A 15,569-nucleotide genomic window follows, 5' to 3' on the forward strand; every position below is an offset into this window, starting at 1 on the left:
ACCGCCGTCCGGTGACCGTCCGGTCGGCGAGCAGGGCCCGGACGGACGACAGGTAGGAAAAAGATTCTTCCCGGCCGATGTCGATCCGGCGCCGGCCCGATCGACGCAGGGGTGAGCGGCGGGGAACGGCCCCGCCCGCAGGACCGAGGAGTCACCATGCCGCGCTTCATGTCACTGATCCGGATCGACGAGAGCGCCCGGGGCGACTGGGAGCCCGACCCGGGGTTCGAGCAGCGGATGGGGGCCCTGTTCGAGGAGATCACCAGGGCCGGGGTGATGCTGGACACCGCCGGGCTGACCCCGACCGCCCAGGGCACCCGGGTGACCTGGGCCGACGGGAAGGTCGGCTACACCGACGGGCCGTTCACCGAGACCAAGGAGGTCATCGGCGGCTACGCGATCATGCAGTGCAAGGACAAGGCGGAGGCACTGGAGTGGACCAGGCGCTTCCTGCAGACCCACCCGGCGCACTGGCAGGTCGAGGCGGAGGTCCGGCAGCTCGACGAGGCACCGCGGCCCCCGCAGTAAGGGCGGTAGGGCGGTAGGGCAGTAAGGGCCGTAGCGACCGTGGCGCACGTTGCCTCCCGCTCCGCCGGCTGCTCTGATGGGTGGCCGTGACGGAGAGGGAGGCGACGGCGGTCGTCGAGGCGGCGTACCGGATCGAGTCCGCGCGGATCATCGCCGCGGCCGCGCGGATCGTCCGGGACGTCGGCCTGGCCGAGGAGTTGGCGCAGGACGCGCTGGTGGCCGCGCTGGAGCAGTGGCCGCGCGACGGCGTGCCGGACAACCCGGGCGCCTGGCTGACGGCCACCGCCAAGCGGCGGGCGGTCGACCTGGTACGCCGCCGGGAGGTCTACGCCCGCAAACTCGCCGAGGTGGGGCGGTCGCTGGAGGACGCGCCGGAGCCACCGGAGCCGTCCGGCCCGGACGACATCGACGACGACCTGCTGCGGCTGATCTTCACCGCCTGCCACCCGGTGCTGTCGGCGCAGGCGCGGATCGCGCTCACCCTGCGGCTGCTGGGCGGGCTGACCACCCCGGAGATCGCCCGCGCCTTCCTGGTGCCGGAGGCGACGGTGGCCCAGCGGATCGTCCGGGCGAAGCGGACGCTGGCGAAGGCGGGCGTGCCGTTCGAGGTGCCGTACGGCGAGGACCGGGCGCAGCGGCTGTCCTCGGTGCTGGAGGTCGTCTACCTGATCTTCAACGAGGGCTACTCGGCCACCGCCGGGGACGACCTGCTGCGCCCGCAGCTGTGCGAGGACGCCCTGCGGCTGGCCCGGGTGCTGGCCGCGCTGGTGCCCGGGGAGCCGGAGGCGCACGGGCTGGCCGCGCTGCTGGAGTTCCAGGCCTCCCGGACGGCCGCCCGCACCGGCCCCGACGGGCGGCCGGTGCTGCTGGCCGAGCAGAACCGGGCGCGCTGGGACGGGCTGCTGATCCGGCGCGGCTTCGAGGCGTTCGGGCGGGCGGGCAGCGGGCCGTACTCGGCGCAGGCCGCGATCGCCGCCTGCCACGCCAGGGCGCGGCGGTACGAGGACACCGACTGGGCGACGATCGCCGCGCTGTACGAGCGGCTGCTGGTGCTGACGCCCTCACCGGTGGTGGCGCTGAACCGGGCGGTGGCCGTCTCGATGGCCCGGGGCCCGGCCGCCGCCCTGGAGTTGGTGGACGCCCTGGCGGCGGAGCCGGCGCTGCGCGACTACCACCTGCTGCCGAGCGTGCGGGGCGACCTGCTGGCCCGGCTGGGGCGGACGGCCCAGGCCCGGGCGGAGTTCGAGCGGGCGGCGGGGCTGACCCGCAACGAGCGGGAGCGGGAGCTGCTGCGGGAGCGGGCGGCCGCACTGGGCGACAGGCCCTAGCTAGGGGGTGTCGTCCTGGCGCAGGCGGGCGCTGACCGCGCCGAGGCCTTCGGCGAGGACGGCGAGCTGCTCGCGGGTGAGCACGTCGATCAGCAGCTCGCGCACCAGGGCGACGTGGCCGGGGGCGGCCTGGCGGAGCGTCTCCCGCCCCTGGTCGGTGAGTTCGGCGATGACGCCGCGCACGTCACTGGGGCAGGAGCGGCGGCCGACCAGGCCCATCCGCTCCAGTTGGGTGACCTGGTAGGTCAGGCCGCTCTTGGAGGTGACCAGCTTGTCGGCGAGTTCGGTCATCCGCAGCGAGTCGCCGGGGGCGGCGGACAGGTGCACCAGGATCTCGTACTGCTGGTGCGAGAGGCCGGAGTCGTCCTTGAGCTGGCGCTCCAGCCGCCGGTTGAGCAGGTTGCTCGCGACGACGAAGCCCCGCCAGGCGGCCATCTCGTCCTGGTCGAGCCAGCGGGGTTCGTTCAGTGAGGACATGGGGTGAAGCCTACTCCTGTTGTTCAAATTCGAACGAAGGTGTACCGTCCCGGAGTAGAGGTTCAAATTTGAACTACCCACTCGTTCCCCTTGAGGAGGACACCTTGAGCACCGCGGCCCCCGAGCGCATGCCCGCCCTGTACCTCTCGCACGGCGCGCCGCCGCTCGCCGACGACCCGATCTGGCCGGGCCAGCTGGCCGCCTGGTCCGCCGACCTGCCCCGGCCCAAGGCCGTCCTGATGGTCTCCGCCCACTGGGAGGAGGCCCCGCTGGCCGTCGGCGCCGTCACCACCGTCCCGCTGGTCTACGACTTCTGGGGCTTCCCCGAGCACTACTACGCCGTCCGGTACGCCGCCCCCGGCGCCCCCGAGTTGGCCGAGCGCGTGCGCAAGCTGCTGCGCGCCCCCGGCACGCCCGTCCAGGACATCCCCGACCGCGGGCTCGACCACGGCGCGTACGTCCCGCTGGTGGAGATGTTCCCGGAGGCCGACGTCCCGGTGCTGCAGATCTCCCTGCCCACCCTGGACCCGCAGCGCCTGCTGGAGATCGGCCGCCGACTCGCCCCGCTGCGCGACGAGGGCGTGCTGATCATCGGCAGCGGCTTCTTCACCCACAACCTGCGGGCGCTCAACAGCGACGGCCGGACCAGCTCGGTGATGGCCGAGTTCGACGACTGGGGCAGGCGCGCCCTGGACGCCCAGGACCTGGACGCGCTGCTCGACTTCGAGCGCAAGGCCCCGGCCGGGCGGCTCGCCCACCCGCGCACCGAGCACTTCGCGCCGCTGTTCGTGACCCTCGGCGCCGGCGAGGCCGACCTCGGCAGCCAGCGCAGCGTGATCGACGGGTTCTGGATGGGGCTGGCCAAGCGGTCGATCCAGCTGGGCTGAACGGGTGAGCCCGGCGCGCTACAGCGAGCAGCAGGTGAAGCGCTCGCCGATGTGCTCGGGCTGCTCGATCTCGTCCACCAGGGCGACCGCGTAGTCCGGCACCGAGATCCGGCTGTGGCCCCCGGCGTCCGTGAGCAGTTGCTCCAGGCCGGTCCGGTAGCGGCCGGTCCGCTCCCCCGGGCCGATCTCCGCGGCCGGGCTGAGTACCGTCCAGCGGACGTCGGAGACGGTCCGGTAGTAGTCCAGCGCCTCGCCGTGGGCGTGCATGATCTGCAGGATCGGCTCCGGCAGGCCCGGGGCGTCCCAGACCCGCACGCCCGGGGCGGTCTCCAGGCTGCCCGCGCCGCCGACCGCGATCAGGCGGGGCGCGGCGCCGTCGGCGACCGCCCGCAGGCCCTCGACCAGTGAACGGGCGGCGGGCTCGATCAGCGCCAGGTGGCCCGGGCCGTCGCCGCCGCCGACGGCGCTCACCAGGACGTCCCGGCCGGCCGCCACCCGGGCCACGTCGGCCGGGTCCAGTACGTCGCCGCGCTCCACCCGGGCCGCCGCACCCCGGTAGCGGTCCGGCTCGCGGACCACGGCGGTGACCTCGTGCCCGCGGGCCGCCGCCTCCGCGACGACGGCGCTGCCGATGCCGCCATTGGCGCCGATCACGGCGATTTTGGCCATGGGATACCTACCTGTCCGTTCGGTGGCGGTGTGCGGTGTTATGACTTTCCGTCAGTCACCGGCGATTATCGGCCAACCGGCCGCCCCCGGGACGTGCGACAGCCCGGCCGGAGGCCCTCGTTCCGCCACGCGGGCGGATCCGGCCCGGCGGCCGGTAAAGACTTCGGATGGCAGCAGGCCAATACGTCGACCATTGTCGAACTTCACCGACCGACCGCCCGGTCGGCCCCCACCCGCCCGAGCCGACCCGGCACCACCCCCGAACACCCCTGCGCCTTACGGGCTTTCGGCCAACCCGGTCGGCGGGTCTGGTCCGCGGCGGCGGGACGGCGCACGATCGGAAGCGGCAGGAGTGAAACCACAACTCTCCTGCTTCCCTTGCGGATTGTGCGACTGAGGAGACTCGACATGCAGAAGAAGTGGGCACTTCGCGCAGCCACCCTCACCCTCGGAGCGGGCGCCGCGCTCGGGCTCGCCGTCGGCACGGCCAACGCCGCCTCCCTCATCCAGTGGGGCAGCACCGGCCAGCCGGTGGTGTGCGTCCAGCAGGCCATGAACTACCTCGAGAACGCCGGCCTCTCGGTCGACGGCCAGTTCGGCCAGAACACCTACAACGCGGTGTACTCCTACCAGGGCTCGAAGGGCAACCTGCAGCAGGACGGCCAGGTCGGCCCGAACACCGGCTCCGCCATCAAGTCCGACATCTACAACGTCTACGTCGCCGCGCACCACTCCGGCGACTACAACACCCAGAGCCTGATGGGCTCCTGGATGAGCAACTGCAACAGCCAGCTCCCGGGCTGACCACCGCCGCCCCACCAGCGGTGAGCAACTGACCGGGGGTGGTCCCGCGTCCCGCACCGGGCGCGGAACCACCCCCGGCGCCGTACCCGGCCCGTACGTGACCCGGGCCGGGTGCAGGGCGGTCGGTTCAGGACGCGCCGGTGGCGGTGCGCTCGGCCTGGCTGCGCTCGACGCACAGCTCGTTGCCCTCCGGGTCGGCCAGGGTGACCCAGCCGGTGCCGTCCGGGCGGCGCTGGTCCGACACCACCGTGGCGCCCAGGGCGAGCAGGCGCTCGACCTCCTCGTCACGGCTGCGGTCCTGCGGCTGGAGGTCCAGGTGGACCCGGTTCTTCACGGTCTTGCCCTCGGGCACCCGGATGAACAGCAGATCGGCACCGGCGGACTTCACCACCGCCTCCGGGTCACCCGGGTTGTCGTCCTCGGCGAGGGTGCCGTCCAGCACCTTCGCCCAGAAGTCCGCGAGGGCGAACGGGTCCGCGCAGTCGATCGTCACATGACGTACCAGAGAAGCCATGGGCTCACTCTGGCCGGTACCGTTCGGTCGTGTCCAGCCTTTTCCGGCAGTGCCGGTGCCCGTCCAGCGGGTACGACGGCGGGAAGGCCGGGACGACCTCCGCGAACGCGTAGCCGCTCTTCTCCGCGACCCGGCAGGAGGCGTCGTCGTCGCCCTCGTGCAGCAGGTCGATCCGGACCAGGCCGTCCGCGGCGAAGACCTCGAAGGCCCAGACGGTCAGCGCCTCCACCGCGCAGGGCCGGGGCGTCGGCGTCCTCGAAGGGGCGCAGCAGCAGGCCGTCCGCCGTCGGGAAGGTGGTCAGGGCCGGGTCGGGTCGGTGGTGGTTCATGGTGCTCTCCCCCTGGGTTCGGAACCGCTGCACGATCTTCCTGACGGACGGCCGGCCACCGCTCGACGGTTGCGGCTTGACCTTGACGCTGGCGGCAGGGTCGGAGAGTGCTCCCATGAGCGAACAGAACGAAGCGGGGACGGGTCGGGTCGTGGTGGTCACCGGGGCCGGGACGGGGATCGGGCGGGAGACCGCGCGGGCCTTCGCGGCCGAGGGCGCCCGGGTGGTGGCGGTCGGGCGGCGCCCCGGGCCGCTGGCGGAGACGGCGGCCGCGCACCCGGGGCTGATCGAGCCGCTGGTGGCGGACGTCACCGGACCGGACGCCCCGGAGCGGATCGTCGGAACGGCCCTGGAGCGGTACGGGCGGCTCGACGTGCTGGTGAACAACGCCGGCATCGTGCAGAACACCCAGCGCCTCGGCGACTTCCACCGGGCCGGGATCGAGACACTGCTGGCCACCAACCTGGTCGCCCCGGTGCTGCTCGGCCAGGCCGCGCTGCCCGCACTGGCCGAGAGCCGGGGCGTGGTGGTCAACGTCAGCACCGCCGTCGGACAGCGCGGCTGGCCGACCAACTCGGTGTACGCGGCGGGCAAGGCGGCGCTGGAGACGATCACCCGCAGCTGGGCGGTGGAGCTGGCTCCGCGCGGCATCCGGGTGGTCGCGGTGGCGCCCGGGGCGATCGACACCCCGATCGGCGAGCACTCCGGTTTCAGCCCCGAGCTGTCGGCGGCGATCCTGGAGTGGCAGTTGGGGCTCACCCCGCTGGGCCGGATCGGGCGGCCCGCCGAGGTGGCCTGGGCGATCACCCAACTCGCCTCGCCGCAGGCCTCGTTCGTGACCGGCGTAGTGTTGTCCGTGGACGGGGGCGCGCTGGTGGCCTGAGGAACCGACGGACGGACGGGCGGGGCGGCGGTGCGGATCGGTGAACTGGCGCGGCGGACGGGCAGTACGGCCCGGGCGCTGCGGCACTACGAGCAGGCCGGGCTGATCGACTCCGAGCGGGCGGCCAACGGCTACCGGGAGTACCGGGATTCGGCCGTCCCGCGGGTCCGCAACATCCGCGCTCTGGTCGCCGCCGGGCTCACCATGGAGGACCTCCGGCCGATGCTCACCTGCCTGGACGGGGACGTCCTCGCCCGGCCGCCGTCCGAGCGGGTGCTGGGGGTCGTCCGGGAGCGGCTGGCGGCGCTCGAACGCCGGATCGCCGCCCAGACCGAGGCCCGGGACCGGCTGCTGGTGGCGCTGACGGCGGCCGAGCGGCTGCGTTCGAACGGGTGACACCCCCGATCGGGGGTGTGCAGCGGGCGCGCGGGATAGGACAGTGGGCGCATGCAGATTCCACTCTCCGTGCTGGACTTCCTCGACCGGGCCGAGCTGGTCTACGGCGACCGGGTCGGCATCGTCGACGAGCCGGTGCAACCGGCCGAATCCTGGGGCGAGCTGAGCTACCGGCGGATCGCCGGGCTCGCCCGGGCCCAGGCCGCCGGGCTGGACCGGCTCGGCGTCGGTCCGGGCGAGCGGGTCGCGATCGTCTCGCACAACTCGGCCCGGCTGCTCACCGCCTTCTTCGGGGTGAGCGGGTACGGCCGGGTACTGGTGCCGGTCAACTTCCGGCTGCGGGCCGAGGAGGTCGCGTACATCGTCGAGCAGAGCGGCGCCTCCGTCCTGCTGGTCGACCCCGAACTCGCCGACGCGCTGCACGGGGTGGTGGCCAAGCACAAGTTCGTGCTCGGCGCGGACAGTGACGCGCTGCTGTACGACTTCGACCACGCGCCCCGCCGGTACGCGATCTCCGAGAACGACACCGCGACCATCAACTACACCAGCGGAACCACCGCCCGCCCCAAGGGGGTTCAGCTCACCCACCGCAACGTCTGGCTGAACGCGACGCTGATGGGCCTGCACTACGGCGCGAACGACCGGGACGTGTACCTGCACACCCTGCCGATGTTCCACGCCAACGGCTGGGGCCTGCCGTTCTCGCTCACCGGACTCGGCGCCCGGCACATCGTGCTGCGCAAGGTGGACGGCGCCGAGATCCTGCGCCGGGTCGAGCGGCACGGGGTGACCTTCCTGTCCGGCGCGCCCGCCGTGGTGCAGATGGTGCTGGACGCGGCCGCCGACTGGGACGGCCCGGTGCCCGGCCGGGACAGGGTGCGGATGATCGTGGCCGGCGCCCCGCCGCCGACCTCCGTGGTGCAGCAGGTCGAGGAGCAGCTGGGCTGGGAGTTCATGCAGCTCTACGGCCTGACCGAGACCGCGCCGATCGTCACCGTCAACCGCTCGCGCGCCGAGTGGGACGCCCTGCCGGCCGCCGAACGGGCCGAGAAGCTGGTGCAGGCCGGCGCGCCCGCGCTCGGCACCCAGCTGCGGGTCGACGCCCAGGGCGAGGTGCTGGTGCGCTCCAACACCGTGCTGGACGGGTACTGGCAGCAACCGGAGGCGAGCGCCGAGGCGCTGCGGGGCGAGTGGTTCCACACCGGCGACGGCGGCACCCTCACCGACGGCCAACTGTCCATCTCGGACCGGAAGAAGGACGTCATCATCAGCGGCGGGGAGAACGTCTCCTCGATCGAGGTGGAGGACTGCCTGTACGGCCACCCGGCGGTGGCCGAGGTCGCGGTGATCGGGGTGCCGCACGAGAAGTGGGGCGAGACGGTCAAGGCCCTGGTGGTGCTCCGGGAGGACCGGGCGGCCGTCACCGAGGCGGAGTTGATCGCGCACTGCAAGCAGCGGCTGGCCGGCTACAAGTCACCCACCTCGGTGGAGTTCCGCGCCGAACTGCCGCGCACGGCCACCGGGAAGCTGCAGAAGTTCCGGCTGCGCGAGCCGTACTGGAGCGGGCGGGAGCGCCAGGTCAACTGACGAGTCCGGTCGCCCTGGCCGCCAGGGCGAGTTCGGTCCGGTTGCGGACACCGAGCTTGTGCATCGCGGACTTGAGGTAGCCGGTCACGGTGTTGCAGGTCAGGCCCAGGTGGGCGGCGATCTCCGGATTGGTCCGGCCGGTCGCCGCCCAGCGCAGCACCTCGTGCTCGCGCCGGGTCAACGGCCGTGCGGGCGGCACCGGTTCGGGCTTCGTACGGCTCCAGGCCGCCGCCCCGGCGAGCGCCCGGGCGGCCGTCGCCGCCAGCCGGCCGACGGCGGAGATCCGGACGTCCCCGAACGGGACGACGGTGCGCAGCGAGGCGTACACCACGCCGTGCACGGTGTCGCCGTCCAGCAGCGGGACGGTGAGCATCGCGTACAGGTCGTCGGCGGCCACGGCCGCGTCGTACTGGTGCGAAATGGTCGTGGCCGCACGGTAGTCGGGTACCCAGGTGGGCGCGCGCTCGGCGAGCGCCCGGCCGCCGAGGCCGAGGCCGGCCGGGACGGGCACGTCGTGCAGCAGGTCCGCCCGGGTGCCGGCCCAGTGGCGCAGCACCATGCCCTCGCTGCCGGGGCGGCGGCCGGGCAGCGGCTCGGGCACGCCGACCAGCCCGACGTCGGCACCGCACTCGGCCACCACCCGGCGGGCGAGGTCTCCGAGCACCGCGCGGCGCACCAGCTCGGCGGCGCGGGCGGCGAGTTCGGGGTCGTCGGAGTCGGCGGGGTGGTGGGAGTGGTGGGAGTGGTGGGGGCGCTCGGGGTGGTCCGGGCGCTCGGGGGCGCCGAACGGCACGGCAGTGAGGGGGTCCGCAGCCCTGGTCATCGCGGAATTGTCACACGCGGTGCGACCGGAGGCGAGAGTCCTGACGTGCGTGTTCCGTGGAGTGGCGGGCGTCGGCGCCGGTCGGGGCGTAGGGTGCGGCCGCGGGCTACCGACGAGTAGCAACCGCGCCGAGCGGAGGGAAGAGCCGATGACCGACCCCGACACCCCGGGCACGCCGGGCGCCCCGGGCCACGTCCTGCACGGCCTGCTGGCCGACCTGCGGGCCGAGAGCGCCGTCCTGGACGGACTGGTGGCCGGACTGTCGGCCGCGGACTGGGCCGCGCCCACCCCGGCCGAGGGCTGGACGGTCGCGCACCAGATCGCCCACCTGGCCTGGACCGACGACTGGACGGCACTGGCCACCCGCGCCCCGGAGGGCTTCACCGCCTCGCTCGGCGGCCGCTTCACCCAGCTGCTGGCCGCCGGCGCCGACCCGGTCGAGGACGGCGCCCGGGAGGGTGCGGCCGCCGAACCCGCCGCCCTGCTCGCCCGCTGGCGGGCCGGGCGGGCGCAGGTACAGGCCGCCCTCGCCGCCGCCCCCGCCGACGTCCGGCTGCCCTGGTTCGGCCCGCCGATGAAGCCCGCCTCGATGGCCACCGCCCGACTGATGGAGACCTGGGCGCACGGCCAGGACGTGGCGGACGCGCTGGGCACGACCCGGGAACCCACCGACCGGCTGCGGCACATCGCCCACCTGGGCCTGCGCACCCTCGGCTTCGCCTTCGCGGCCCACGGCCTGCCCGCGCCGCAACGCCCGGTGCGCCTCGAACTGACCGCACCCGACGGGGGTTCGTGGGCCTTCGGCCCGACCGACGCGATGGACGTGGTGACCGGCCCGGCCCTGGACTTCTGCCTCCTGGTCACCCAGCGCCGCCACCGCGACGACCTCGCCCTGACCGCCACCGGCCCGATCGCCACCATCTGGCTGCCGATCGCCCAGACCTTCGCCGGCCCTCCCGGCAAGGGCCGGCAGCCCGGCGCCGGAGCCTGACCGGCCCGGAGCGGGTCCGCGCACAGACTGCACCGGACCACGACCGCTACCACGCGCGGCACGACCGGAAGTTCGGGGACAGCATGCGCGTTCCCGAGCCGTTCGACTTCGAGCTGGAGCTGAGCGGGCTGGTGCGTTACCCGGACTGAGCGCGACCGGGCTGAGCACGACCGGGCTGAGCACGACCGGGCGGACCGGGGCCTCAGAGGCCGGTCCGGAGTGGGGTGAGGCGGGTGGCGATCAGGTTGGTGGCGCCGCGGTCGCGTTCGATGTGGCCGTGCACCAGGAGGCCGGCCCGGTCCAGAGCGGTGCGGCGCTGGGACTCCCAGACCGGGCGGTTGCAGATCACGTTGATCAGGCCGGTCTCGTCCTCCAGGCTGAGGAAGAGCACCCCGCCGGCCGTCGGCGGGCGCTGGCGGTGGGTGACCAGGCCGCCGACCACCACGGCCGTTCCCGGTGGCACGTGCGGGAGTTGGGCGGCGCTGAGCGCGCCGCCGCGGTCCAGGTGGGCGCGCAGGTGCTGGAGCGGGTGGCTGGTGGCGGAGGTGCCGGTGGCCCACAGGTCGGCGATGGTCTCCTCGACCGGGCTCATCCCGGGCAGTTCCGGCGCCTCGGTGCCGGGCGTGGTGCCGGGGAGCAGTTCGGCCGAGATCCCCGCGAACGCGCCTGCCGCCCACAGCGCCTGACGTCTCGTCAGGCCGAAGCAGTCGAAGGCCCCGGCCGTCGCCAGCGCCTCCAGGGCGGGCGCGGGCAGACCGGTGCGGCGGGCGAAGTCCTCCAGGTCGGCGTACGGCTGCCCGGCCGCGATCAGCTCGGCCTGCGGGGTGCCGATGCCGCGCACCGTCTCCAGGCCGAGCCGGATGGCCGGTTGGGGCCGGCCGGCGGTCAGCGGCGGCGCGGGGGTCGGGCCCCGGTACGGCTCCAGGGTGGGGCGCGGCCCGCTGGCGTTGACGTCCACCCCGCGCACCCGTACGCCGTGCCGACGGACGTCCGCGACCAGGCTGAGCGGCGAGTAGAAGCCCATCGGCTGGTTGGCCAGCAGAGCGCAGGTGAAGGCCGCCGGGAAGTGGTGCTTGAGCCAGGCGCTGGCGTACACCAGGTAGGCGAAGCTGATCGCGTGCGACTCCGGGAAGCCGTAGTTGGAGAAGGCCTCGATCTTGCCGTAGACGTCCTCGGCGACCTCGGCCGGGATGCCGCGCTCGGCCATCCCGGTGAGCAGCCGGTCGCGCAGCCGGGCGACCCGCTCGTGCGAGCGCTTGGCGCCCATCGCCTGGCGCAGCCGGTCGGCCTCGGCGGGCGTGAACCCGGCGCAGTCGATGGCGAGTTGCATCATCTGCTCCTGGAACAGCGGCACCCCGAGGGTCTTGCCGAGGGCGTTCTCCATCAGCGGGTGCGGGCAGCCGGGCGGCTCCGCCCCGGCGCGGCGGCGCAGGTACGGGTGGACGGAGCCGCCCTGGATCGGGCCGGGGCGGATCAGCGCGACCTCGACCACCAGGTCGTAGAAGTGGTCCGGCTTGAGCCGGGGCAGGGTGGCCATCTGCGCCCGGGACTCGACCTGGAAGACGCCCACGGTGTCGGCGCGGCGCAGCATCGCGTACACGCCCTCGTCGTCGCCCGGGATGCCGGCCAGGTCGTAGCGCAGGCCGTGGTGGAGCGCGATCAGGTCGCAGGCGTCGTGCAGCGCGGCGAGCATGCCGAGGCCGAGCAGGTCGATCTTCACCAGCCCGGCGCCCGCGGTGGACTCCTTGTCCCACTGGAGGACGGAGCGCCCGGGCATCCGGGCCCACTCGGTCGGGCAGATCTCCCCGATCGGCTCCCTGGTGAGCACCATGCCGCCCGAGTGGATGCCCAGGTGGCGCGGCAGGCCGTGGAGTTGGGCGGCGAGCGAGAGCACGTCGGCGGGGATGACAGCGTCCGCGCCGGGGGCGGAACGGAAGTCGGTCTGCCGGCTGAAGGCGTCCACCTGCCCCTGCGGGTAGCCGAGCACCCGGGCGGCGTCGCGGATCGCCAGCCGGGGGCGGTAGGTGATCACGTTGGCGACCTGGGCGGCGTGCTCGCGCCCGTAGCGGCGGTAGACGTACTGGATGACCTCCTCGCGGCGGCGGTTCTCGATGTCCAGGTCGATGTCGGGCGGGCCGTCCCGGGCGGTGGACAGGAAGCGCTCGAACAGCAGCTTGTAGTGGACCGGGTCGACGGCGGTGATCCCGAGGGCGTAGCAGACCGCCGAGTTGGCGGCCGAACCGCGGCCCTGGCACCAGATGTCCTGGCTCCGGCAGAAGTCCACGATGTCGTGGACGATCAGGAAGTAGCCGGCCAGGTCGAGGTCCTCGATCACGTCCAGTTCCTTGGCGAGCTGGCGGCGGGCGGCGGCGTTGCCGGGGCCGAAGCGGGCCGGGCCGCCGGCCGCGACCAGGGCGCGCAGGTGGCCGATCTCGGTCTCCCCCTCGGGGACAGGGTAGCCGGGCAGTTCCGGGTCCAGCTTGGCGAAGTCGAAGGCGCAGGCCCGGCCGAGTTCGGCGGTGGCCCGCCGGACGCCGGGGAAGCGGGCCAGCCGGGCGGCCATCTCCCGGCCCGAGCGCAGGTGCGCGGTGCCGGAGGCCCTCGTCCAGCCGGCCGCCTCCTGGAGGGTGCGGCGCCCGCGCAGGGCGGCCAGGCTCTGGGCGAGCCGGCCCTGGGCGGGGCCGGCGTGGTGGGCGTTGGTGGAGGCGACGACCGGCAGCCGCAGTTCTCCGGCGAGCGCGGCGAGGGCGTCGTTGCGCCGGTCGTCGCCGGGCAGCCACTGGTCGATCAGCTCGACGTACACGTTCTCGCGGCCGAACGCCTCGGTGAGGGTGCGCAGTCGCTGCTCCGCCCCGCCGGTCGCGAGGGCCGCCGGGACCCGGCCGAGGCGGCAGCCGGTGAGCACCGCCCAGTGGCCGTCGTGCGCCTCGGCGAGCGCGGCGAAGTCGTACGCCGGACGGCCCTTGGCACCGCCGGCCAGCTGGGCGGCGGCGATCGCGGCGGAGAGACGGCGGTAGCCGGCCGGGTCGCGGGCCAGGACGAGCAGGTGCTCGACGTCCTCGGCACCCGCACCCCTCGCGCCGTGACGGATCGTCAGTTCGGCCCCGAAGACGGTGGCCACGCCCGTCCCCCGGGCCGCCTCGGCGAGCCGGACCGCTCCGTACAGGCCGTCGTGGTCGGTGATCGCCAGGCTCTCCACGCCCAGCCGGGCCGCCTCGGCGACCAGGTCCTCCGGGTCGCTGGCGCCGTCCAGGAAGCTGAAGGCGGAGTGGACGTGCAGTTCGGCCCAGGGTTCGGTGGGGGGTTCCTCGGTGGGGGGTTCGGTGGGGGCTTCTTCGGTGGGGGGTTCGGTGGGGGTCTCCGAGGTGGGGGCTTCCTCGGTGGGGGCCTCCGAGGCGGGGCGGCGCAGCGGGACGACCGTGCGGTCCGGCGCGGCGCCGGCCAGCCGGCGGTGCAGTTCGCTCCAGGGGACGGTGGGGTGGCTGGTGAAGCCCATCGGGGTTGCCTTCGTCGCTCTCGTACTGGTCCTGCCCCCCTGTCCCCCTGCCGCGGGCCTTCGGGCCGCTAGTCGTAGCCGGCCTCCAGGTACCACGCACCCCCCTCCACGGTGAGCAGCAGCGCCCGGCCGCCGTCCACCACCACCTGGAACCGCGCCCGGCGGCGGGCGAGCGACTGGTCCCACCAGTACTCGACCGCCGGCCAGGGCCCGGTCCAGGCCGCCACCCGCTCCTCCCGGCCCCGGGCCACGACCAGGGCCGGGCGGCCCGACACCCCCGCCCGGCCGTCCACCGTGACCGGTCGGCCGGCCTCGTCCAGCACCCGGACCGGCGCCGGCTCGCGCAGCACCACGGCCGGCCAGAGGTCCGCCGACCGCTCCGCCAGCCGCCCCGGCCAGGGCGCGTCCGCCGCGGCCGCCGCCTCGTACGGCTCGCCCCACGGCACCCGGACCTGCTGCTCGCCCGGACCACGCCCGCCCGCCGGCTCGATCCGGCGCAACCCGGCATGCCCGAGCACCGCCTGCACCCGGGCCACCGCGCGCTCCACCCGGTCGTCCGCGACGGCCTGGCCCCACAGGGCGAGCTGGCGGCCCTGGTCCGGGGAGAAGCCGTCGGGGGCGAGGCGGAGCAGGGCGAAGCCCTCCTCGCCCCCGGGGCTGGCGGGGCTGCCGGTGCTGCCAGTGCTGCCCTGGCCGTCGGTGTTGCCGGTACTGCCGGGGCCGCTGGTGAAGGTGCCCATGCCCTGCCAGGCCTGGAGCTGCCAGCGGACCCGTTCGGCCAGGGCCGTCGCGGACAGCCGGCCCTCGTGCCGCCACAGTCGGGAGACCGTCCGGCCGTCCGCGCAGGCCACCTCGACCGCCACCCGGCGGCAGGTCAGCCCGGCTCCGGCCAGCCGCCGGTGCAGCTGCTCGGCCAGCGTGCGGGCGACGAACACCAGCGGCTCGGTCGACGGCTCCGGCGGGTCGAAGCGCTGCTCGACGGCGAGGTCCGGCTCCTCGCCGCGCGGCACCAGCGGGCGCGGCTGCAGGCCGCGGGCCAGCCGGTGCGCGACCGTCCCGGTCGGGCCGAAGCGGTCCGCGACCGCCTCGGGCGGCAGCGCGGCGAAGGCCCCGACGGTGGGCAGGCCGAGCCGCCCCAGCAGCTCGGCCAGCGTCTCGTCACCCAGCGTGGCCACCGGGTAGGGGGCGAGGAACTCCGCCGTACGACCGGCGGGCACCAGCACCCCGGCGCGGGCAGCGAGCACGGCGGCGAACAGGCCGTCGGCGACGCCGATCCGGGCGTGGGGGGCGGTCGGTCCGGTGGCCGGTGCGGCGGTGGGTTCGGCGGTGGGTCCGGTGATAGGTACGGCGGTGGGTCCGGTGACCGGTGCGGCGGGCGGGCCTGGGGTGGCGGGCGGGCCTGGCGTGGCGGGCACTGCCACCGCGCCGGGGACGGCGTCCGGGACGGGCGGTCGCCCGAGGGCATCCGCCACCGCCGCGCCGACCAGGGCCGCGAGCGCCTCCTCGCCGCCGAAGTAGCGGCCCGGGCCCTTCACCGGAATCGCGCACAGACCCGGGCGGATCACCTCCACCCGGGGCGTGAACGCCTCTACCGCCGCGACCACCGGCTCGAAACGGCGGGTCTCCGCCTCCGGGTCGCGGTCGCGCAGCTCCAGTTCCGGGCAGAGCCGCTGGGCCAGCTTGAGCCGCTGCCCCTGCCGCACCCCGGCAGCCCGGGCGCCCGCGGAGCAGGCGAGGATCCGGCCGGCCTCGGTCACGGCCACCGGGTCGTCACCGGTGACGGCCACCACCGGCCAGTCCGGGCACCAGACCACCAGGACCCTGGGGGTCCGGTTGCCGTCGGGCGTCGTCGGCATG

The 15,569-nt window shown here is 74.7% G+C and carries 15 protein-coding genes; 8 read left to right on the forward strand and 7 right to left on the reverse strand.

Annotation, left to right across the window (positions count from 1 at the left end):
* Positions 1-156: 156 nt before the first annotated feature.
* Positions 157-528: a YciI family protein gene (locus tag ACFY2K_RS24080; protein WP_375891234.1), complete on the forward strand. Its 372-nt coding sequence runs from the start codon at positions 157-159 to the stop codon at positions 526-528.
* Between the two features lie 86 nt (positions 529-614).
* A complete protein-coding gene (locus ACFY2K_RS24085; RefSeq protein WP_380523503.1) occupies positions 615-1,856 on the forward strand; it encodes an RNA polymerase sigma factor in 1,242 nt (413 codons plus the stop codon).
* Here the strand turns inward: ACFY2K_RS24085 and ACFY2K_RS24090 are convergent, their stop codons facing one another.
* Positions 1,857-2,324: a MarR family transcriptional regulator gene (locus ACFY2K_RS24090; RefSeq protein WP_360237449.1), complete on the reverse strand. Its 468-nt coding sequence runs from the start codon at positions 2,322-2,324 to the stop codon at positions 1,857-1,859. It abuts the gene before it with no gap.
* Between the two features lie 113 nt (positions 2,325-2,437).
* On the opposite strand from ACFY2K_RS24090, the gene ACFY2K_RS24095 reads away from it, so the two are divergent.
* Positions 2,438-3,220 (forward strand): dioxygenase, encoded by a 783-nt coding sequence (locus tag ACFY2K_RS24095; RefSeq protein WP_380588589.1) that lies wholly within the window; start codon positions 2,438-2,440, stop codon positions 3,218-3,220.
* Between the two features lie 18 nt (positions 3,221-3,238).
* Here the strand turns inward: ACFY2K_RS24095 and ACFY2K_RS24100 are convergent, their stop codons facing one another.
* Positions 3,239-3,889: an NAD(P)-dependent oxidoreductase gene (locus ACFY2K_RS24100; protein WP_380523507.1), complete on the reverse strand. Its 651-nt coding sequence runs from the start codon at positions 3,887-3,889 to the stop codon at positions 3,239-3,241.
* A gap of 408 nt (positions 3,890-4,297) precedes the next feature.
* Here ACFY2K_RS24100 and ACFY2K_RS24105 point away from each other — a divergent pair, with 408 nt between their 5' ends.
* On the forward strand, positions 4,298-4,693 hold the full coding sequence (locus ACFY2K_RS24105) for a peptidoglycan-binding protein (RefSeq protein ID WP_387713874.1): 396 nt from the start codon (positions 4,298-4,300) through the stop codon (positions 4,691-4,693).
* Positions 4,694-4,820: 127 nt separating this feature from the next.
* On the opposite strand, the gene ACFY2K_RS24110 is transcribed toward ACFY2K_RS24105, so the two are convergent.
* The gene (locus tag ACFY2K_RS24110) at positions 4,821-5,207 is read right to left on the reverse strand and encodes a VOC family protein (RefSeq protein ID WP_387713876.1); all 387 of its coding nucleotides are present in this window, start codon (positions 5,205-5,207) and stop codon (positions 4,821-4,823) included.
* A 4-nt stretch (positions 5,208-5,211) separates the two neighbouring features.
* Complete coding sequence (locus ACFY2K_RS24115; RefSeq protein WP_387713879.1) at positions 5,212-5,436, reverse strand: hypothetical protein; 225 nt, start codon at positions 5,434-5,436, stop codon at positions 5,212-5,214.
* Between the two features lie 215 nt (positions 5,437-5,651).
* Here ACFY2K_RS24115 and ACFY2K_RS24120 point away from each other — a divergent pair, with 215 nt between their 5' ends.
* Genes ACFY2K_RS24120 through ACFY2K_RS24130 form a run of 3 tightly spaced genes read left to right on the forward strand, consistent with a single transcriptional unit; the run spans position 5,652 to position 8,402 of the window.
* Positions 5,652-6,419 (forward strand): SDR family NAD(P)-dependent oxidoreductase, encoded by a 768-nt coding sequence (locus tag ACFY2K_RS24120; RefSeq protein ID WP_375891223.1) that lies wholly within the window; start codon positions 5,652-5,654, stop codon positions 6,417-6,419.
* Between the two features lie 30 nt (positions 6,420-6,449).
* Positions 6,450-6,815: a MerR family transcriptional regulator gene (locus ACFY2K_RS24125; RefSeq protein ID WP_380523515.1), complete on the forward strand. Its 366-nt coding sequence runs from the start codon at positions 6,450-6,452 to the stop codon at positions 6,813-6,815.
* A 51-nt stretch (positions 6,816-6,866) separates the two neighbouring features.
* Positions 6,867-8,402 (forward strand): AMP-binding protein, encoded by a 1,536-nt coding sequence (locus ACFY2K_RS24130; protein ID WP_375891219.1) that lies wholly within the window; start codon positions 6,867-6,869, stop codon positions 8,400-8,402.
* Here the strand turns inward: ACFY2K_RS24130 and ACFY2K_RS24135 are convergent.
* Entirely contained in the window at positions 8,395-9,225 is an 831-nt protein-coding gene (locus tag ACFY2K_RS24135) for a LuxR C-terminal-related transcriptional regulator (protein ID WP_387713884.1), read from the reverse strand. The two genes, ACFY2K_RS24130 and ACFY2K_RS24135, sit on opposite strands and share 8 nt — an antisense overlap.
* Before the next feature lie 148 nt (positions 9,226-9,373).
* Here ACFY2K_RS24135 and ACFY2K_RS24140 point away from each other — a divergent pair, with 148 nt between their 5' ends.
* Entirely contained in the window at positions 9,374-10,216 is an 843-nt protein-coding gene (locus ACFY2K_RS24140; RefSeq protein ID WP_387713887.1) for a TIGR03084 family metal-binding protein, read from the forward strand.
* Between the two features lie 202 nt (positions 10,217-10,418).
* Here the strand turns inward: ACFY2K_RS24140 and ACFY2K_RS24145 are convergent, their stop codons facing one another.
* Both ACFY2K_RS24145 and ACFY2K_RS24150 read right to left on the reverse strand, forming a co-directional pair.
* Positions 10,419-13,712: an error-prone DNA polymerase gene (locus ACFY2K_RS24145; protein WP_387713890.1), complete on the reverse strand. Its 3,294-nt coding sequence runs from the start codon at positions 13,710-13,712 to the stop codon at positions 10,419-10,421.
* Between the two features lie 68 nt (positions 13,713-13,780).
* On the reverse strand, positions 13,781-15,568 hold the full coding sequence (locus tag ACFY2K_RS24150; RefSeq protein WP_387713893.1) for a DNA polymerase Y family protein: 1,788 nt from the start codon (positions 15,566-15,568) through the stop codon (positions 13,781-13,783).
* Position 15,569: the final 1 nt, after the last annotated feature.

The organism is Kitasatospora sp. NPDC001309, from assembly GCF_042896295.1.
Classification (GTDB): Bacteria; Actinomycetota; Actinomycetes; order Streptomycetales; family Streptomycetaceae; genus Kitasatospora.